Below are 18,387 nucleotides of genomic sequence, written 5' to 3' on the forward strand. Positions count from 1 at the left end.
CCATGTCGACCACACCCCCCCGCACCCCCCTGCACCTCGCGGCCACGCTCCTGACCGGGACCGTGGCGCTCTACATCGCGCTCGTCGCCTTCGGGAACATCACGGACTTCGGTACGAACCAGCAGTTCGTGCGGCACGTCCTCGCGATGGACACCACGTTCGAGGACGACGACCTGATGTGGCGGGCCGTCACCGGCAAGGGACTTCAGGACGCGGCCTACGTCGCGATCATCGTCTGGGAGACCGTCGCCGCGCTCGTGCTCATATACGGCACCTGGCTGTGGGCGCGGCGCGACGACGTGAGGGCCCGCCGCTTCTCCACCTACGGGCTGCTGATGCTGATGCTGCTGTTCGGCGCCGGGTTCATCGCGATCGGCGGTGAGTGGTTCGCGATGTGGCAGTCCTCGGACTGGAACGGGCTCGACGCGGCGACCCGGGTGTTCCTGCTGAGCGGCGTCGTGCTGATCGTGAACCACCTGCCGGCCGGGCCGGCGAAGACCTCCGACGCCTGACCCGACGGGCGCCGGGGTCAGTCGACCACGACCACCGGCGTCCCCGTCTCACCGAACGTCCACAGCGCCGCCCCGTCCGCCGCGCGCATGCGGACCCCGCCGGTCTGCTTGCCGGCGGCGGGCGGGGGCGACGAGCCGTCCACGGCGTTGGAGAAGGCGATGGAGACTCCGGACTTGGCGGCGAAGTAGACGATGTTCTCGATCTGCACGCCGTCGGAGCCCTTCGTGGCCATGGTCCGGGACGACACGGCGTAGCGGCCGGGGTCCGGGCTGACCGTGCCGGGCCAGACGGTGAAGGTCCGCCGGGCGGCGTCGCTCGCGTCGACCAGCCAGACCCGCTTGTCGCCGAGGTCGTAGACGATGCGGCGGCCGGTGCCGGAGTCTGCGGGCACCTCGGCGGCCCGGGCCGGCTTCGGCGGCGCGGGGCTCGCCTCCGGAGACGCCGACGCGCTCGGGCGGGCCTTCCCCGCCGTCGGGTGGGGGCCCTTGTCGGCCTGCACGGCGAGGGCGGCGACGGCGGCTATCGCGCCCACCGTCAGACCGGTCACCCAGACCTTGGAAGCAGGCACGGGCACGCATCTCCTCGGCTACGGAAAGCTATGGACGGCCGTCGACGGCCACGGAGCGCGCCGACGGCTACGGGAACGCCGGCGAGTGCGCCGGCGAGGGTCGGATCATCGTACCGACCCCGCGGGGGGCTCCCCTCAGTCCAGGACGGGCAGCAGCTGGGGCAGGTGCCCGTCCGACGCGGCCGCCGCCCGCTGCCGCTCCTCGGGCACCTCGCCGTACAGGGTCGTGCGCGGCTTCGCCGGCCGCCCGGCCGCCTCGGCGACCGCCACCAGGTCCCGTACGGACTTGTAGGAGCCGTACGACGACCCCGCCATCCGCGAGATCGTCTCCTCCATCAGCGTGCCGCCCAGGTCGTTGGCGCCGGAGCGGAGCATCTCCGCCGCACCCTCGGCGCCCAGTTTGACCCAGCTCGTCTGGATGTTGGGGATGTGGGGGTGCAGGAGGAGCCGGGCCATGGCCGTGACCGCGCGGTTGTCGCGGGTCGTCGGGCCGGGGCGGGCGATGCCTGCCAGATAGACCGGCGCGTTGGTGTGGATGAACGGCAGCGTGACGAACTCCGTGAAGCCGCCCGTGCGCTGCTGGATGCCGGCCAGGGTGCGCAGATGCCCGAGCCAGTGCCGGGGCTGGTCGACGTGCCCGTACATCATCGTCGAGGAGGAGCGGATGCCCAGCTCGTGGGCGGTGGTGACGACCTCGATCCAGGTCGCCGCCGGCAGCTTGCCCTTGGTGAGGACCCAGCGGACCTCGTCGTCGAGGATCTCCGCCGCGGTGCCGGGGATCGAGTCCAGGCCGGCCTCCCTGGCCGCCGTCAGCCACTCGCGGATCGACAGGCCGGTGCGGGTGGCCCCGTTGACGACCTCCATCGGGGAGAAGGCGTGCACGTGCATGCCGGGGACGCGTTCCTTCACCGCCCGCGCGATGTCGAAGTACGCCGTGCCGGGCAGGTCCGGGTGGATGCCGCCCTGCATGCAGACCTCGACGGCGCCCACGTCCCACGCCTGCTGGGCGCGGTCGGCGACCTGGTCCAGGGAGAGCGTGTAGGCGTCGGCGTCGGTGCGGCGCTGGGCGAACGCGCAGAAGCGGCAGCCGGTGTAGCAGACGTTCGTGAAGTTGATGTTCCGGGTGACGATGTACGTCACGTCGTCGCCGACCGCCGTTTTCCGGACGTCGTCGGCGACGCGGCACAGCGCGTCCAGGGCGGGCCCGTCCGCGTGCAGCAGGGCCAGCGCCTCGTCGTCGGTCAGCCGGGTCGGGTCGTCGGCGGCGACCCGCAGCGCGTCGCGGACGTCCGTGTCGATGCGCTCCGGCGCCATGCCGGGCGCGGCCGCCTCGCGCAGGGCGCCCCAGTCGCCGTACACCTCGTCGAAGTCGTCGCGCCGGTCGGAGGTACGGCCCTCGGTGTCGATGGTCGTGTGCAGGTCGGTGCGCCCGGAGGAGACGAACGCCTCCTCGGGCTCCTGCCACGGGTGCCCCTCGACCACGGCGTCCGGCCGGGCCAGGCCCGTCCCCGGGTCGGCGAGCGCCCGGACGTGCGGCAGCAGCCGGGGGTCCAGCCAGGGCTCGCCGCGCGTCACGAACTCCGGGTACACGCAGAGCCGTTCGCGCAGCTCGAACCCGGCGTCCGCGGAGCGCCGGGCCAGTTCCTCGATGCGCGGCCAGGGGCGCTCGGGGTTGACGTGGTCGATGGTGAGCGGGGAGACGCCGCCCCAGTCGTCGATGCCGGCCGCGATCAGCCGGGCGTACTCGTGGTCGACGAGGTTCGGCGGAGCCTGGATGTTGCCGGCCGGGCCCATGATGAGGCGGGCCACCGCGACCGCCGCGACGAGGTCGTCCAGCTCCGCGTCGGGCATGGCGCGCATCGCGGTGTCCGGCTTGGCGCGGAAGTTCTGGATGATCAGTTCCTGCACGCCGTGGTAGGCCCGGGAGATCCGGCGGAGCGCGAACAGGGACTCGGCGCGCTCCTCGTAGGTCTCGCCGATGCCGAGGAGGATGCCGGAGGTGAACGGCACCGAGGACCGGCCGGCGTCCTCCAGGACGCGCAGGCGGACGGCCGGTTCCTTGTCCGGGGAGCCGTGGTGCGGGCCGCCGGGCTCGGACCACAGACGGGTCGCGGTCGTCTCCAGCATCATGCCCATCGACGGGGCGACGGGCTTCAGGCGCTGGAAGTCGGTCCAGGTCATGACGCCCGGGTTGAGGTGCGGGAGCAGGCCCGTCTCCTCCAGGATGCGGATGGAGATCGCGCGGACGTAGGCGATGGTGTCGTCGTAGCCGTGCGCGTCGAGCCACTCGCGGGCCTCCGGCCAGCGGTCCTCGGGCTTGTCGCCGAGGGTGATGAGGGCTTCCTTGCAGCCGAGGGCCGCACCCTTGCGGGCGATGTCCAGCACCTCGTCCGGGGACATGAACATCCCGTGGCCGGCCCGGCGCAGCTTGCCGGGGACGGTGACGAAGGTGCAGTAGTGGCAGCGGTCCCGGCACAGCCGGGTGAGGGGGATGAAGACGCTCTTGGAGTAGGTGATGACCCCGGGCCGGCCGGCGGCCGCGAGGCCCGCGTCCCGGACCCGGGCGGCGGACGCGGCGAGGTCGTCGAGCGCCTCGCCGCGGGCCTGGAGCAGCACGGCCGCCTCGGACACGTCGAGGGCGATGCCGTCCCGGGCGCGTTTGAGGGCGCGACGCATGGAGTTGTCGGTCGGGCCGGTTCCGGGGGTCGCGGGAGTCGTCATCCTTCGAGCATACGAGCGGGCTGATCAGCGGCGGCGGTCAGGCGACGAAGGGCGTGTAACCGTCCAGGGCGCGCAGCACCTCGGCGTCACCGGCCGGGGGCAGTTGGACGACGACCTCCTCGATGCCCAGCTCGGCGTAGTGGGCGAGCTTGCCGGGGGTGGGGAAGACGGCGTACGGAACCACCTGGAGGGCGGCCGGGTCGCGTCCGGCGTCGGCCCAGACGGTCCGCAGCCGGGGCAGGCTCTCGGACAGTCCGCGTCCGCCGATCGGCAGCCAGCCGTCGGCGTACTCACTGATGTGGGCGAACAGTTTCGGCCCCGCGGCGCCGCCGACGAGGGTGCGCGGTCCGTGGAGGCGGGGGCCGCGCGGCTTCTGCACGGGCTTGGGGTGGGCGAAACTGGCCCGTACGGACCCGAACTCACCCTCGTACGCGGTTGGTTCGTCGGCCCACAGCGCCTGCATCAGGGCCATCCGGTCGCGGACGAGGTCGCGGCGCGAGGACCAGTCGACGCCGTGGTCGGCGGCCTCCTCCACGTTCCAGCCGAAGCCGAGGCCGAGGGTGAAGCGCCCGCCGGAGAGATGGTCCAGGGTGGCGATCTGCTTGGCCAGGTCGATGGGGTCGTGCTGGGCGACCAGGGTGATGCCGGTGCCGAGGCCCAGCCGCTCGGTGACGGCGGCGGCCTGCGCGAGGGCGACGAAGGGGTCGAGGGTGCGGCCGTACTCGGGCGGCAGGTCGCCGCCGGCCGGGTACGGCGTGGTCCGCTCGACGGGGATGTGCGTGTGCTCGGGCAGGTACAGCCCGGCGAATCCCCGCTGCTCCAGCTCACGGGCCAGCCGGGTCGGGGTGATCGTCTCGTCGGTGAGGAAGATCGTGGCGGAGATGCGCATGCCTGCATCTGTACCCCCGGCACGCCACGATGTCCATACCGACTGGTCGGCACATTCCAGCCGGCCCCCATGACGGTCCGCCCCGCCTGTTTGTCCGCCGAACGCCTTCCCCTCGCCGGAAGTTCACGGCTGAATACGAGGGTTGCACGCACCACCCCCGCACCACCCACGCCATGGCACTCACGACGAACCGGGAGCACCAGCATGTGCGAGGACGACCACGCGGGCCTGGGCCGGCGGGCGCTGTTCGTGACGGGCGCCGCCGCCGCGCTTACGTTGGGAGGCGTGACCTTCGCGTCAGGCGCCGAGAACCCCCGGGGCACGCAGACCCGCACCGTGCGGGGCACCCTGCCGCCCGGGTCCCCCGACTATGTGTACGTGCCGGTCGAAGTCCCGTCCGGCGTACGGGAGATCAAGGTCTCCTACACCTACGACAAGCCGTCCGTCCCGGCCGGCACCGCGGGCAACGCCCTCGACATCGGCATCTTCGACCAGCGCGGCACCGAGCTCGGCGGGCGCGGCTTCCGCGGCTGGTCGGGCGGGGCGCGCACGGAGTTCTTCATCCGGACGGACGACGCCACGCCGGGTTACGTCCCGGGGCCCGTCCGGGCGGGCACCTGGCACATCGCCCTCGGGCCGTACACGGTGGCACCGCAGGGGCTGGCGTACGAGCTCACGATCACGCTCACGCACGGCGAGCCCGGCGAGGCCGTCCGGCCGGTGTACCCGCCGGAGCGGGCCAGGGGGCGGGGGCGCGCCTGGTACCGGGGCGACTGCCATCTGCACTCCTGGCACTCCGACGGCCGCCGCACACCGGCCGAGATCGCCGCGCTGGCGCGGGCGGCGGGCCTGGACTTCATCAACTCCTCCGACCACAACACGCACGCCTCGCACCCGCACTGGGCCGAGGCGGCCGGGGACGACCTGCTGGTCATGCTGGGCGAGGAGGTGACCACCCGCAACGGGCACGTGGTGGCCCTCGGCACCGACCCCGGCACGTTCGTCGACTGGCGCTACCGGGCGCGGGACAACCGCTTCGGGCGGTTCGCCCGACGCATCCGCGAGGCGGGCGGCCTCGTCGTGCCCGCGCACCCGCACGCCACCTGCGTCGGCTGCAACTGGAAGTTCGGCTTCGGCGAGGCCGACGCGATCGAGGTCTGGAACGGCCCGTACACCCCGGACGACGAGGTGGCCCTGGCCGACTGGGACAGCACGCTGGTGGCGTCCACGCGCTCGGGCTCGCGCTCCTGGATCCCGGCGATGGGCAGCAGCGACGCCCACCGCGCCCCCGACCCGGTCGGCAGCCCGCAGACGGTCGTCCTCGCCGACGACCTGACCCGCACGGCCGTCCAGGAGGGCATCCGCGCGGGCCGCTCGTACGTCGCCGAGTCGAAGAACGTCTCCCTGACGTTCGGCGCCTCCGGCGGCAGGGCCCGGCACGCGGGCATCGGCGAACGCCTGGAGGTGGACCCCGACACCCCCGTGACGGTCCGCCTGGCGGTCGAGGGCGCCCCCCGCTGCACGATCCGCTTCGTCACCGACCAGGGCGTCCTCTTCACGACCGGCCCCCTCCCGGTCTCGGGCACCGGCACCGCGGAATGGCACACCACCCCGGCCAACGCGGCCTACGTCCGGGCGGAACTGCGCCACGAGACGGCGGCGGGTCCCTTGCCGGGGGCTCTGGCGGCGTTCACGAATCCGATCTTTCTGGGGCGCGAGCAAGCGCCCTGACCGGGAGCCGGCCCGTCAGCCGGCCAGGTCCGCGACCACCGCCATGTGGTCGGACGCCCAGACGCCGGCGATGGGCGTGTCGCAGGCCCGGTGGGCGGAGCGGACGTGGCCGAGGCCGCCCTCGCCCGGGGGGCCGACATGGATGTAGTCGATCCGGGCGCCCGGCTCCAGCATGGCCGCGACATACGGGTTGACGGGGTCCCAGGTGCGGGCGGGGGCGGCCGGGTCGGCGTACTCCCAGGCGTCGAGGAAGACCTGGCCGGGTACGGGCGGCGCGGTCCGCAGGCCGCCGAAGAGGCGGACCTCGTCGGAGTCCGGGAAGGCGTTGAAGTCGCCGGTGACGACGGCCGGGAAGGGCGTGTCGCCGCGGTGCTCGGCGACGAACCCGGCGAGGGCGGTGACCTGCTCGACGCGGACCGCCGAGGCGTGCGGGACGGACGTCAGATGGGTGGTGAAGAACGGGATGTCGTAGCCGGGGCCGGCCAGCCGGGCGTGCAGGGCGAGGCGGCCGTCGTCGAGGTCGGCGGGCACGGGCAGGCGCAGGGTGTGCTGGGCGACGACCGGCCAGCGGCTGAGGACGGCGTTGCCGATGTCGGCCGACGGGTGCCCTATCCGTGCGCGCCAGCGCTCCGGGGCCGGGGAGGGCGCCCACGCCCAGTGCAGGCCGAGTTCGCCGGCCAGCCACTCGGCCTGGTTCTCGCCGTCGGCGGCCCAGACCTCCTGGAGTCCGACGACATCGGGGCGCAGTTCGCGCAGCGCGGCGAGAATGGCCTTGCGGCGGTCCTGCCAGGGGCCGAAACGCCACCAGAGGTTCCACGTCACGACCCGCATCGGCTGCCACCCGCTTCTCGTCCTGGCGTGTCGGGGACCATGGAGGCAACGGTCCGGCAACACTTCGCCCGTCGCGCCCGGGCTTCCCCGAGGGAGACAGGAGACTAGCCGGTCATGTCACGCCTCGACGACGCCAGGTTCCGTGCCGCCACCGCGTTCCAGCGGCATGTGGGGAATCCGGTACTGCGCCGCTTGCCCTTCCAGACCCTGCTGGAAACCACGGGCCGGGTCTCCGGCCTGCCCCGTCGCACGCCGGTGGGCGGGCGCCGGATCGGGGACGAGTTCTGGCTGGTGTCGGAGTTCGGTGAGCGGTCCCAGTACGTGCGCAACATCAAGGCCGACCCCCGGGTCCGGGTGCGCGTGAAGGGCCGCTGGCACTCCGGTACGGCCGAGCTGCTGCCCGACGACGACCCGGTGGCCCGGCTGCGGCGGCTCCCGCGCTTCAACAGCACGGCCGTGCGGGCCCTCGGGACCGACCTGCTGTCGATCCGCGTGGACCTGGCGGACTGACCTCAGCCCGGCCAGACGATCGCCTGGACCTCGCTGTAGGCGTGCAGGGCGTACGACCCGACGTCCCGTCCGACCCCGCTCTTCTTGAACCCCCCGAACGGCGCCTCCATGTTGCGGCCGACGGTGTTCACGCCGACCCCGCCGGCCCGCAGCCGCCGTGCGACCCGGAAGGCGCGGGCCACGTCGCCCGACCAGACGTAGTCGAGGAGGCCGTAGTCGCTGTCGTTGGCGAGGGCGATCCCCTCCTCCTCGTCGTCGAAGGGGACGACCACGACGACCGGGCCGAAGATCTCCTCGCGGGCGACGCGCATGTCGTTGGTGCAGTCGGCGAGGACGGTGGGGGCCACGTAGAAGCCACGGGCGACGTCCGGCCGTTCGCCGCCCGCGACCACCACCGCGCCTTCCTCGCGGCCCAGTTCGACGTACGACTCCACCCGGTCGCGGTGCGCCCGGGAGATCACCGGGCCGACCACCGTGCCCGGCTCCTGCGGGTCGCCGACCGTCAGCCGGCGCGCGTACGCCGTCAGCCGCTCCACCAGGCGGTCGTGGACGCCGCGCTGGGCCAGCACCCGGGTCGGGGCCGTGCAGATCTGGCCGCTGTAGAAGGAGAACGTGGTGCCGATCCCGGTGACCGCCGAGTCGAGGTCGGCGTCGTCGAGGACGACCGCGGCCCCCTTCCCGCCCAGTTCCATGAGCTGGCGGCGCATGTCCCGCCCACACACCTCGGCGATGCGCTGCCCGACCGCGGTGGAGCCGGTGAAGCTCACCATGTCGACGTCCGGCGACGACACGACCGCCTCGCCGACCGCGACGGACCGGGCCGAGACAACGTTCACCACCCCGGGCGGCACCCCCGCCTCCTCCAGCGCCTCCGCCATCCGGTAGACGGACAGCGGGTCCTGCGGCGCCGGTTTCACCACGACCGTGTTGCCCATGGCGAGCGCGGGCGCGATCTTGCCGGCCGGGTTCGCCCACGGGTTGTTGTACGAGGTGACGCAGGCGACCACGCCCACGGGCTGCCGCACGGCGAGCGCGCCCATCACCCCGGCCCGGCCCATCGGCCCGGCCTCGTCGATCTGCGGCGGGATCGCCCACTCGGCCGGTTCCACACGGGCGTACCGCCGGAAGCGGGCCGCCGCGACCCCGACCTGCAGGCCCCGGGCCGTCGCGGTGGTCGCGCCGGTCTCGGCGCGGGCCAGCTCGGCGTACGGCACGAGGCGGTCCCGGATGAGGGAGGCCGCCCGCGCGAGGACGGCGGCCCGTTCCTCCGGCGCGGTGCGCGACCACGGTCCGAAGGCGGCGCGGGCCGCCGCGCAGGCCGCCCGCGCCTGCTCCGGCGTGGCCTCCGGGGCCCGCCCGACGGTCTCCTCGGTCGCCGGGTCGACGACGTCGTAGTGCCCGCCGTCCGGCTCCGTCCAGGAGCCGCCGGTGAACACCCGCTGTCCCCCGTCGCCGCTCACCGGGTGGCCACCGTCCCGGTGTCCCGGCCCGAGCGCAGCACCCGCCCCGGCACGGCCCCGCTCACCACGCCGTCGCGGATCGCCTCGACGCCGTTGACCCACACGGCCCGTACGCCGAGCGGCCGGGAGTCCAGCCGCGGGCTGTCACCCGGCAGGTCGTGCACCAGGGTGGCCGGGGCGGCGTCGACGCGCTCCGGGTCGAACAGCACCAGGTCCGCGTGGAAGCCCTCCCGGATCCGGCCGCGGCCGCGCAGCCCGAACAGCCGCGCCGGGTCGTCGGTGAGCATCTTCACGGCCTGTTCCAGACCGGTGAGCCGGCGCCCGCGCAGACAGTCGCCGAGGAACCGGGTGGTGTACGGCGCCCCGCACATGCGGTCCAGGTGCGCCCCGGCGTCGGAGCCGCCGAGCAGGACGTCCTCGTGCCGCCAGGTCTCGGCGCGCAGCGCCCAGGACGCCGGGTCGTTGTCGGTGGGCATGGGCCACAGCACCGTCCGCAGGCCGTCGTGGGCGCAGATCTCCACCAGGCACGCGAAGGGTTCCTGGCCGCGTTCGGCGGCGATGTCCCCGACGACGCGTCCGGTCAGGCCGCGGTTGGCGTCGCTGTAGGTGTCGCCGACGACGTACCGGGCGAAGTTCGTCAGCCGCCGGAAGACTCCCGCTTCCTCGGACCGGGCGTGCCGCAGCAGCTCCGCCCGCACGGCGGGGTCCCGCAGCCGGGCGATCCGCTCGGGCACCGGCAGCCCCAGCACGTCGCCCCAGCCCGGGATCAGGTTGAGGGCGCAGAAGGTGCCCAGCGACATGTTCATCGGCGTGAGGATGGGCATGGTCAGGGCGACGATCCGGCCGCCCGCCTTGCGGGCCCGCTCGCTCGCCAGCAGCTGCCGGGGGACGCGCTCGGGCACGGCCGCGTCGACGGTGAGCACGTTCCAGTTCAGGGGGCGCCCGGCGGTCGCGCTCATCTCCACGAGGAGATCGATCTCGGCGTCGCTGAACCGGTCGAGGCATCCGGCGACGATCGCCTCGATCTGGGTGCCCTCGTGCTCGCCGACCGCCTTCGACAGCGCGAGCAGCTCGGCCGGTTCCGCGTGCCGGGACGCGACGGGCCGGCCGTCGCCGTCGGAGTGGGTGGCGGACTGGGTGGTGGACAGGCCCCAGGCGCCGGCGTCCATGGCGTCGTGCAGCAGCCGCAGCATCGCGTCGAGCTGCTCGCCGCTCGGCCGGCCGCCGACGGCGTCCTCACCCATCACGTACCGCCGCAGCGCGCAGTGCCCCACCATGAACCCGGCGTTGACCGCGATGCGCCCTTCGAGCGCGTCCAGGTAGTCCCCGAAGCCGTGCCAGTCCCAGGGGGCGCCCTCCTCCAGCGCGACCAGCGACATGCCCTCGACCTTGGACATCATGCGGCGCGTGTAGTCGGCGTCCCCGGGACGGTCCGGGTTCAGCGGGGCGAGCGTGAAGCCGCAGTTCCCGCCGACGACCGTGGTCACCCCGTGGTCCAGGGACGGGGTGGCGTACGGGTCCCAGAACAGCTGGGCGTCGTAGTGGGTGTGCGGATCGACGAACCCGGGGGCGAGGACCAGCCCGGAGGCGTCCTCGCTGCCGCGGGCCTCCTCGCCGACGGCCCCGACGACGGCGATCCTCCCGTCCCGGATTCCGACGTCGCCGGTGAAGGCGGCCGCACCGGTGCCGTCGACGACGGTGGCGCCCTTGATGACGTGATCGAGCATGCCGGTTCCTCCTCGGATCGGGGGTGGGCAGTGCCGTTCAGGGGCGCGGCGGACCGCGACCAGCCACGTCGCACCCGCACTCGCCGTCGGCCGGCGGCCGCGCGGCGGTCAGGCGGACTGCCGGAAGCGGGACGTCCGGTGCACCGGGTCGGTGTCGATCCTGGGAATCACGTGCTCCCCGATCAGCCGGATCGTCCGCAAGGTCTCCTCCTTCGGCACCCCCACCGGCAGCCCGAAGCTCAGCTGATCCGCCCCGGCCTGCTCCCACCGCTTGCACTGCGTGAGCACCTCGTCCGGGTCGCCGCAGATCAGCAGCTCCTCCTCGACGAGCAGCTCCACGAACTCCGCCGTGTACGGCGGCAGCGTCTCGGGCCACTCCGGGAAGCCCTCGGGCCGCGGGAAGGTGTCGTGGTACCGGAAGACCAGCGAGGGCAGGTAGTGCAGTCCCCCGTTCACGGCGGTCTCGACGGCCTCGGCGTGGGTCGGCGCGCAGATCGCGGTGGTCGTCACCATGACGTTGTCGTTGACGAAGTCCCCGATCGGCTCGGCGTCGACGATCGCGCTCTTGTACTGCTCCAGCACCCACTCCATGTCGGACACCTTCTGGACGCTGAAGCCGAGCACCCCGAGGCCCTTGCGGGCGGCCATCGCGTACGACGGCGGCGACCCTGCGGCGTACCACATCGCGGGGTGCGACCTCCCGTACGGCTTCGGCAGGACCTTGCGCGGCGGCAGCGACCAGTGCTTGCCCTGGAAGCCGGCGTACTCGTCCTGGAGCCACATCTTGGGGAACTCGGCGATCGTCTCTTCCCAGATCTCCTTGGTGTGGTTCATGTCGGTCACACCCGGTATGAAGCCCAGGATCTCGTGCGACCCGGCGCCGCGTCCGCTGCCGAACTCGAAGCGGTTGCCGGTGAGGTGGTCGAGCATGGCGACCTTCTCGGCGACCTTCACGGGGTGGTTGACCTGGGCGAGCGGGTTGAAGATGCCCGAGCCGAGGTGGATGCGCTCGGTGGCGTGGGCGAGGTAGCCGAGGAAGACGTCGTTGGCGGACAGGTGCGAGTACTCCTCCAGGAAGTGGTGCTCGGAGGCCCAGGCGTACTTGAACCCGGACTTGTCCGCCTGGATGACGTACTCGGTCTCCTCCATGAGCGCCTTGTGCTCGGCGAGCGGGTCGGTCTCGGCGCGCCTGCCGACGTATCCCTGTACGAAGAGCCCGAATTCCAAGGCGGTTCACCGTCCCCTGGTCCCATCTGACGGCTCGTCAGATACGTGTGCGGCCGACTGTGGCACCACCCGCATGGACCGTCAAGAGATGACGGACCGTCAGATAACGCTCACGCCGGCCAGCCAGCCACCGTCGATCACGAAGGGCTGCCCGGTGATGTACGAGGAGTCCGCCGACGTCAGGAACAGCGCGAGCCGTGCGACCTCCTCGGGCCGCCCGATCCGGCCCAGCGGCACCAGCTTGCGGTAGAGGCCGTCGAGCGCCCGTGCGGAGTCCTCCGGGCCGGCGTCCGGGTCCAGCCGGGCCGGGTTCGCCATCACGGTGTCGACGGCGCCCGGGCAGATCGCGTTGACCCGGATGCCCCGGGGCGCCAGCTCGAGCGCCGCGACCCGGGTGAGGCCGAGGACGGCGTGCTTGGTGGCCGCGTACGCGCCCACGGCCGCCATGCCGGTCAGGCCCGTGCAGGAGGCGGTGTTCACGATCGTGCCCCCGTCCGCCAACTCGGGCGCCACGGTCTTCATCCCCAGGAAGCAGCCCACCTGGTTGACCCGCACGACCTGCATGAACTCCTCCAGCGGGGTGTCGACGAGGGCGTGGAAGCGCAGGATGCCGGCGTTGTTGACCAGGGCGTCGACCTGCCCGTACGCCTCCTTCGCGGCCGCCACCGCCGCCCGCCAGTCCTCCTCCTCGCCGACGTCCAGGTGCGCGTAGCGCGCGCCCAGCTCCTTCGCCAGCGCCTCCCCCTGCTCGTCCAGCACATCGGCGACGACCACCTCGGCGCCCTCGGCCCGGAACAGCCGCGCCTCCTGCTCCCCCTGCCCACGCGCCGCACCGGTGACGATCACGACCCGGCCGTCCAGCTTGCCCATGGCTCCCCCTCAGTCGAGACACGGGGCGACCTCGGCCCCGAAGGCGGCGATCTGGTCCTCCAGCTCGGCCCGGCCACGGCTGCGCAGCCGCACCTGGACCTGGTGCACGCCCATCGCCCGGTAGGCCCGCAGTGACTCGGCGAGCGCCTGCGGCGGCCCGCTGAGCGTGCTCCGGCCCACGTCCCAGGCGGGCGTGCCGATGTACAGCGGCTCGGCGATGGCGCCGACGGTGAAGGGGCCTTCGGCGCCCGCCTCCTCCCTGAGCCGGTGGATGCGGGCGATCTGCGCGGGGAGCCGGTCGCGCGGGTCGCCCTGCGGCAGCCAGCCGTCCCCCTTGAGCGCGGCCCGGCGCACGGCGGCGGGCGAGGACCCGCCGACCCACACCGGGACGTGCTCCTGGGCGGGGCGCGGCCGTTGCCCGAGTCCGGCGAAGTCGTAGTGCTCGCCGTGGTGTTCGGGGAACTCCTCCGGTCCGAGCGCCGCGCGCAGGGCGTCGACCGACTCGTCGAGGACGGCGCCCCGGCGCGTGAAGTCCACGCCCAGTTCGTCGAACTCCTCGCGCACATGGCCGGCGCCGACGCCCAGGATCAGCCGTCCGCCGCTGAGGTGGTCGAGCGTGGCGTACTGCTTGGCGGACAGCAGGGGGTGCCGCAGCCCGACGACGGCGACATGGCTGAGCAGCAGGGTCCGTTCCGTCGCGGCGGCGAGGAAGGCGAGGGTGGCGACGGGGTCGTACCAGATGGTGCTCATCGCGGGGGCGAGGCGGCGCGGGACGCCGACGTGGTCGCAGCTCGCGATGTATGTGAAGCCGGCGCGGTCCGCGGCACGGGCGACGGCCACCAGGTCGTCCGGTCCGGCCGCGGCCTCCCAGGGCTCCGCGTAGAGCCTGCTCTGCGACTGGACGGGGAGCTGGATGCCGTAGCGCAGGCTCACCGGGCACCGCCGCCCGGCCACAGCCCGTCGCCGGTCAGGCCCAGCAGGTCGACGGCGTTGCCCCGGACGATCCGCTCGACCACCTCGGCGTCCAGGTGCCCCATCTGCGCCTCGCCGACCTCGCGGGACTTCGGCCAGGTGGAGTCGGAGTGCGGGTAGTCGGTCTCGTACAGGACGTTGCCGACACCGATGGCGTCCAGGTTGCGCAGGCCGAAGGCGTCGTCGAAGAAGCAGCCGTACACATGGCCGGCGAACAGCTCGGACGGCGGGCGGTGCACCTTCTCGGCGACCCCGCCCCAGGCGCGGTTCTCCTCCCACACGACGTCGGCGCGCTCCAGGATGTAGGGGATCCAGCCGATCTGGCCCTCGGCGTACATCACCTTCAGGTTCGGGAAGCGCTCGAACTTGCCGCTCAGCAGCCAGTCGACCATCGAGAAGCAGCAGTTGGCGAAGGTGATGGTGGAGCCGACGGCGGGCGGGGCGTCGGCGGAGGTGGAGGGCATCCGGCTGGAGGAGCCGATGTGCATGGCGACGACCGTGCCGGTCTCGTCGCAGGCGGCGAGGAAGGGGTCCCATTCGTCGGTGTGGATCGAGGGCAGGCCCAGGTGCGGGGGTATCTCGGAGAAGGCGACGGCGCGCACGCCCCGGGCGGCGTTGCGCCGGACCTCGGCCGCCGCGAGCTCCGCGTCCCAGAGCGGGATGAGGGTGAGCGGGATGAGCCGCCCCTGGGCTCGCGGCCCGCACCACTCCTCCACCATCCAGTCGTTGTAGGCCCGCACGCACAGCAGGGCCAGCTCGCGGTCGGCGGCCTCGGTGAAGGTCTGGCCGCAGAAGCGCGGGAAGGTGGGGAAGCAGAGCGCGGACCGCACATGGTTGACGTCCATGTCGGCGAGGCGGGCGGGGACGTCGTAGGAGCCCGGGCGCATCTGCTCGTAGGTGATCACCTCGAGCCTGATCTCGTCGCGGGGGTGACCGACGGCCGTGTCGAGCCGGGTGAGGGGGCGGTGCAGGTCCTCGTACACCCACCAGTCGCCGACCGGGCCCTCGTCGCCGGGGCGGCCCATGACGGGTTTGAACCGGCCGCCCAGGAAGGTCATGTCCTTCAGGGGGGCGCGCACGATGCGCGGGCCGGTGTCCCGGTGCCTCCTGGGGAGCCGGTCCTGCCAGACGGTGGGCGGCTCGACCGTGTGGTCGTCCACGGAGATGATCGGCGGGAACGTCGTCTCGGTGTCCATGCCGGTCACCGTAGCGCCGATCTGACGGCCCGTCAGCTAACCGGGTGGGGGTCCGTCGTGCGAAGGGCGCGTGAGGGTGGTGTGACATCCCGCGCGCCGGACCGTCGACACCCGTTCCACGGCTGACGCATCGGCCGGGACAAGGCAAACTGACGGAGTTGTAAACGGTCTGAGGGAGACGGCGATGGACGGGGAACCGCGAGTGCCGGAGCAGAGACGTCCCGGCTCCTCGGCAGGTGCGGCGGCGCCGGTGGCGGCCCTGCGCTTCGGCGTGCTCGGCCCGGTGCGCGCCTGGCGCGGCGAGGAGCCCCTCCCCACCGGCTCGCCGCAGCAACGCGCCCTGTTCGCGGCCCTGTTGCTGCGCGAGGGCCGCACGGCGACCGCGGCGGAGCTGATCGACGCCCTCTGGGGCGAGGAACCGCCCTCGCAGGCGCTCGCCGCGGTCCGCACGTACGCCTCGCGGCTGCGCAAGGCGCTGGACGCCGGGGTCTTGGTCAGCGAGTCCGGCGGCTACGCGATCCGGGGGCTGGGCGAGGGCGCGCTGGACCTCGCGCGGGCGCAGGAACTCGCCGCCGACGGCGAGAAGGCGCGGGCCGCCGGGGATCTGTGCCGGGCGCGGGAGCTGCTGGGGCGGGCGCTGGCGCTGTGGGACGGCGAGGCGCTGGCCGGGGTGCCCGGCCCGTACGCGGAGGCGCAGCGGGTCCGGCTGGAGGAGTGGCGGCTGCAGCTTCTGGAGTCCCGGCTCGACATGGACCTGGAGCAGGGCTGCCACGCGGAGGCCGTGTCGGAGCTGACCGCGCTCACCGCGGCGCACCCGCTGCGCGAGCGGCTGCGGGAGCTGCTGATGCTCGCGCTGTACCGCAGCGGCCGGCAGGCGGAGGCCCTGGCGGTGTACGCCGACACCCGCCGGCTGCTCGCGGACGAGCTGGGCGTGGACCCGCGGCCCGGTCTGAAGGAGCTCCAGCAGCGCATCCTGAGGGCCGACCCGGCCCTCGCCGAACCGTCGTCCCCGGCGGCCGAACCGGCGGCGGCGCCGGTGCGCCCGGCCCAGCTCCCGGCCACCGTGCCCGACTTCACCGGCCGGTCCTCCTTCGTCGCCGAGCTGAGCGACGTGCTGTCCTCGGCCGAGGGCCGGGTGATGGCGGTGTCGGCGCTGGCCGGCATCGGCGGCGTGGGCAAGACGACTCTGGCCGTGCACGTGGCCCACCGGGCGCGTGCCGCGTTCCCCGACGGGCAGCTCTACGTCGACCTCCAGGGCGCGGGTCCGCGCGCCGCCGAGCCGGAGACCGTGCTGGGCTCCTTCCTGCGGGCGCTCGGCACCGCGGACGCGGCGATCCCCGACTCGCTGGAGGAACGCGCGGCGCTGTACCGCTCGGTGCTGGACGGACGGCGGGTCCTGGTGCTGCTGGACAACGCCCGGGACGCCGCCCAGGTACGGCCGCTGCTGCCGGGCACCGACGGCTGCGCGGCGCTGGTGACGTCCCGGGTGCGCATGGTCGACCTCGCGGGCGCCCATCTGGTGGACCTGGACGTGATGGCGCCGGAGGAGGCACTCGCCCTCTTCACGAAGATCGTCGGTGAGGAGCGGGTGGCCGCCGAGCGGGAGGCCGCGCTCGACGTGGTCGCGGCGTGCGGGTTCCTGCCGCTGGCCATCCGGATCGCGGCGTCCCGGCTGGCGGCGCGGCGCACCTGGACGGTGTCCTCGCTCGCCGCGAAGCTCGCCGACGAGCGGCGCAGGCTGGACGAGCTGCAGGCCGGGGACCTCGCGGTGAAGGCGACGTTCGAGCTGGGCTACGGCGCGCTGGAGCCCGCGCAGGCCCGCGCGTTCCGGCTGCTGGGCCTCGCGGACGGCCCCGACATCTCGCTGGCGGCGGCCGCGGCGGTGCTGGACCTTCCCGTGGAGGACGCCGAGGACCTGCTGGAGCCTCTGGTCGACATGTCCCTGCTGGAGTCGGCGGCCCCGGGCCGCTACCGCTTCCACGACCTGGTCCGCCTCTACGCCCGCTCCTGCGCGGAACGCGACGAGCACCCTCCGGGGGAGCGGGAGGCGGCGCTGTCGCGGTTGCTGGACTTCTATCTGGCGACGGCTGCCCGGGTCTACGCCATCGAACGTCCCGGTGACCGTCTGGTCGACCACCTGGAGGCCACCGAGTACCCCGGGCTGACCTTCACCGATGCCAAGGCCGCGGTCGACTGGCTGTACACCGAGTCGGACTGCCTTCTGGCCTGCGTACGGCAGGGCGCCGGTGGCGGCAGGCTCCGGCGGGCCGTCGATCTGCTCTGGGTCGCCAAGGACCTGGCGGAGTCCGGGGCCAACGCGCACCAGTACGAGGCCGCCGCGGTGGCCGCGCGCGACCTGGCCCGGGCGGCGGGCGACGGACGGGCCGAGGGACGCGCGCGTACCGCGCTGACCAACGCGCTGATGGTGTCGGACCGGTTCGTGCAGGCCGACGAGGAGGCCCGGCAGGCCATTCTGCTCGCGCAGACGGCCGGAGACCTCGCCCCGTGTTGCTGGGCGCCGAACGACCGCGGCATCATCGCCTTCTACCAGGGCCGCCACGACGACGGCGAACGGCACCTTCAAGAGGCCATCGCCAACTACCGCACGGACGGGAACCTCCCGGGCGAGGCCAGCGCGGTGTGCAATCTCTCGCGCATCCAGGTGAGCCTGGGCCGCACCACGAGCGCGGTGCAGCTCGCCCGGCGCGGCGTGTCCATCTACGACCAGCTGGGACTGACCGTGCGTCTGGCCAACGGCCGGCTGGCCCTCGGCATCGCCCTCACGGCGGCGGGCCGCCACGTCGAGGCGCTCGAGGAACTCGAGGAGGCGCTACGGCTCTTCCAGGAAAACCGCCAGCGGTTGTGGGAGGGATCCGCCAACTTCCGCATAGCGGAGGCGTACATGGCGAGCAGCCGCCCGGCCAAGGCCGCGCAGCACGCGGAGCGGGCTCTCGCGCTCCGCGTGATCGGCGGTGACTGGATGCGCGCGAACGTGCTGACCACGCTGGGGCGGGCCCTGCAGCAGATCGGGCAGACGGATCGCGCGAGGGCCTGCTGGCGTGAGGCCCTGAGCATCCACGAGGAAGCGGGTGCCGCTGAGGCCGAACAGGTCCGTGCTCTGCTCTCGCCCGCAGCAGTGGCCTGAGGACGTCACGGCCGCGTTCATCGTTCG

Annotated in this window: 14 protein-coding genes; 4 read left to right on the plus strand and 10 right to left on the minus strand. The window is 73.5% G+C overall.

What is annotated here, in order from left to right; genetic code table 11:
* The first annotated feature begins 2 nt into the window (after positions 1-2).
* Entirely contained in the window at positions 3-512 is a 510-nt protein-coding gene (locus tag ABZ899_RS05910; RefSeq protein WP_361341265.1) for a DUF2165 domain-containing protein, read from the plus strand.
* A gap of 17 nt (positions 513-529) precedes the next feature.
* Here ABZ899_RS05910 and ABZ899_RS05915 read toward each other — a convergent pair whose 3' ends face one another.
* The 3 genes from ABZ899_RS05915 to ABZ899_RS05925 all read right to left on the minus strand — a co-directional run bounded on the left by ABZ899_RS05915 (position 530) and on the right by ABZ899_RS05925 (position 4,691).
* Positions 530-1,081 carry a hypothetical protein gene (locus tag ABZ899_RS05915; protein WP_361341268.1) on the minus strand — a complete coding sequence of 184 codons (552 nt, stop codon included), beginning with the start codon at positions 1,079-1,081 and terminating at the stop codon, positions 530-532.
* Positions 1,082-1,216: 135 nt separating this feature from the next.
* The gene (locus tag ABZ899_RS05920) at positions 1,217-3,802 is read right to left on the minus strand and encodes a bifunctional FO biosynthesis protein CofGH (RefSeq protein WP_361341271.1); all 2,586 of its coding nucleotides are present in this window, start codon (positions 3,800-3,802) and stop codon (positions 1,217-1,219) included.
* Positions 3,803-3,839: 37 nt separating this feature from the next.
* Positions 3,840-4,691, minus strand: a complete 852-nt coding sequence (locus tag ABZ899_RS05925) for an LLM class F420-dependent oxidoreductase (protein WP_361341274.1) — start codon at positions 4,689-4,691, stop codon at positions 3,840-3,842.
* 204 nt (positions 4,692-4,895) lie between these two features.
* On the opposite strand from ABZ899_RS05925, the gene ABZ899_RS05930 reads away from it, so the two are divergent.
* Positions 4,896-6,422, plus strand: coding sequence for a CehA/McbA family metallohydrolase (locus ABZ899_RS05930; protein WP_361341277.1), 1,527 nt, complete (start codon positions 4,896-4,898; stop codon positions 6,420-6,422).
* Between the two features lie 15 nt (positions 6,423-6,437).
* Here ABZ899_RS05930 and ABZ899_RS05935 read toward each other — a convergent pair whose 3' ends face one another.
* Complete coding sequence (locus ABZ899_RS05935; RefSeq protein WP_361341279.1) at positions 6,438-7,253, minus strand: endonuclease/exonuclease/phosphatase family protein; 816 nt, start codon at positions 7,251-7,253, stop codon at positions 6,438-6,440.
* 114 nt (positions 7,254-7,367) lie between these two features.
* Here ABZ899_RS05935 and ABZ899_RS05940 point away from each other — a divergent pair, with 114 nt between their 5' ends.
* A complete protein-coding gene (locus ABZ899_RS05940; protein WP_361341282.1) occupies positions 7,368-7,763 on the plus strand; it encodes a nitroreductase family deazaflavin-dependent oxidoreductase in 396 nt (131 codons plus the stop codon).
* A gap of 2 nt (positions 7,764-7,765) precedes the next feature.
* Here ABZ899_RS05940 and ABZ899_RS05945 read toward each other — a convergent pair whose 3' ends face one another.
* The 6 genes from ABZ899_RS05945 to ABZ899_RS05970 all read right to left on the minus strand — a co-directional run bounded on the left by ABZ899_RS05945 (position 7,766) and on the right by ABZ899_RS05970 (position 15,215).
* Positions 7,766-9,223, minus strand: a complete 1,458-nt coding sequence (locus ABZ899_RS05945) for an aldehyde dehydrogenase family protein (RefSeq protein WP_361341283.1) — start codon at positions 9,221-9,223, stop codon at positions 7,766-7,768.
* Positions 9,220-10,950 (minus strand): D-aminoacylase, encoded by a 1,731-nt coding sequence (locus ABZ899_RS05950; RefSeq protein ID WP_361341285.1) that lies wholly within the window; start codon positions 10,948-10,950, stop codon positions 9,220-9,222. The genes ABZ899_RS05945 and ABZ899_RS05950 overlap by 4 nt, the downstream gene beginning before the upstream one ends.
* A 108-nt stretch (positions 10,951-11,058) precedes the next feature.
* Positions 11,059-12,177, minus strand: coding sequence for an LLM class flavin-dependent oxidoreductase (locus tag ABZ899_RS05955; RefSeq protein WP_361341288.1), 1,119 nt, complete (start codon positions 12,175-12,177; stop codon positions 11,059-11,061).
* 99 nt (positions 12,178-12,276) lie between these two features.
* Complete coding sequence (locus ABZ899_RS05960) at positions 12,277-13,047, minus strand: glucose 1-dehydrogenase (protein ID WP_361341291.1); 771 nt, start codon at positions 13,045-13,047, stop codon at positions 12,277-12,279.
* Positions 13,048-13,056: 9 nt separating this feature from the next.
* Positions 13,057-13,974 carry a TIGR03619 family F420-dependent LLM class oxidoreductase gene (locus tag ABZ899_RS05965; RefSeq protein WP_361341573.1) on the minus strand — a complete coding sequence of 306 codons (918 nt, stop codon included), beginning with the start codon at positions 13,972-13,974 and terminating at the stop codon, positions 13,057-13,059.
* A gap of 2 nt (positions 13,975-13,976) precedes the next feature.
* Positions 13,977-15,215, minus strand: coding sequence for an amidohydrolase family protein (locus ABZ899_RS05970; protein ID WP_361341294.1), 1,239 nt, complete (start codon positions 15,213-15,215; stop codon positions 13,977-13,979).
* Between the two features lie 184 nt (positions 15,216-15,399).
* Between ABZ899_RS05970 and ABZ899_RS05975 the strand changes: the two genes are divergently transcribed.
* Complete coding sequence (locus ABZ899_RS05975; RefSeq protein WP_361341296.1) at positions 15,400-18,360, plus strand: BTAD domain-containing putative transcriptional regulator; 2,961 nt, start codon at positions 15,400-15,402, stop codon at positions 18,358-18,360.
* The last annotated feature ends 27 nt before the right edge of the window (positions 18,361-18,387 follow it).

Origin of the sequence: Streptomyces sp. NPDC046859, assembly GCF_040645135.1 — a bacterium.
GTDB lineage: Bacteria > Actinomycetota > Actinomycetes > Streptomycetales > Streptomycetaceae > Streptomyces.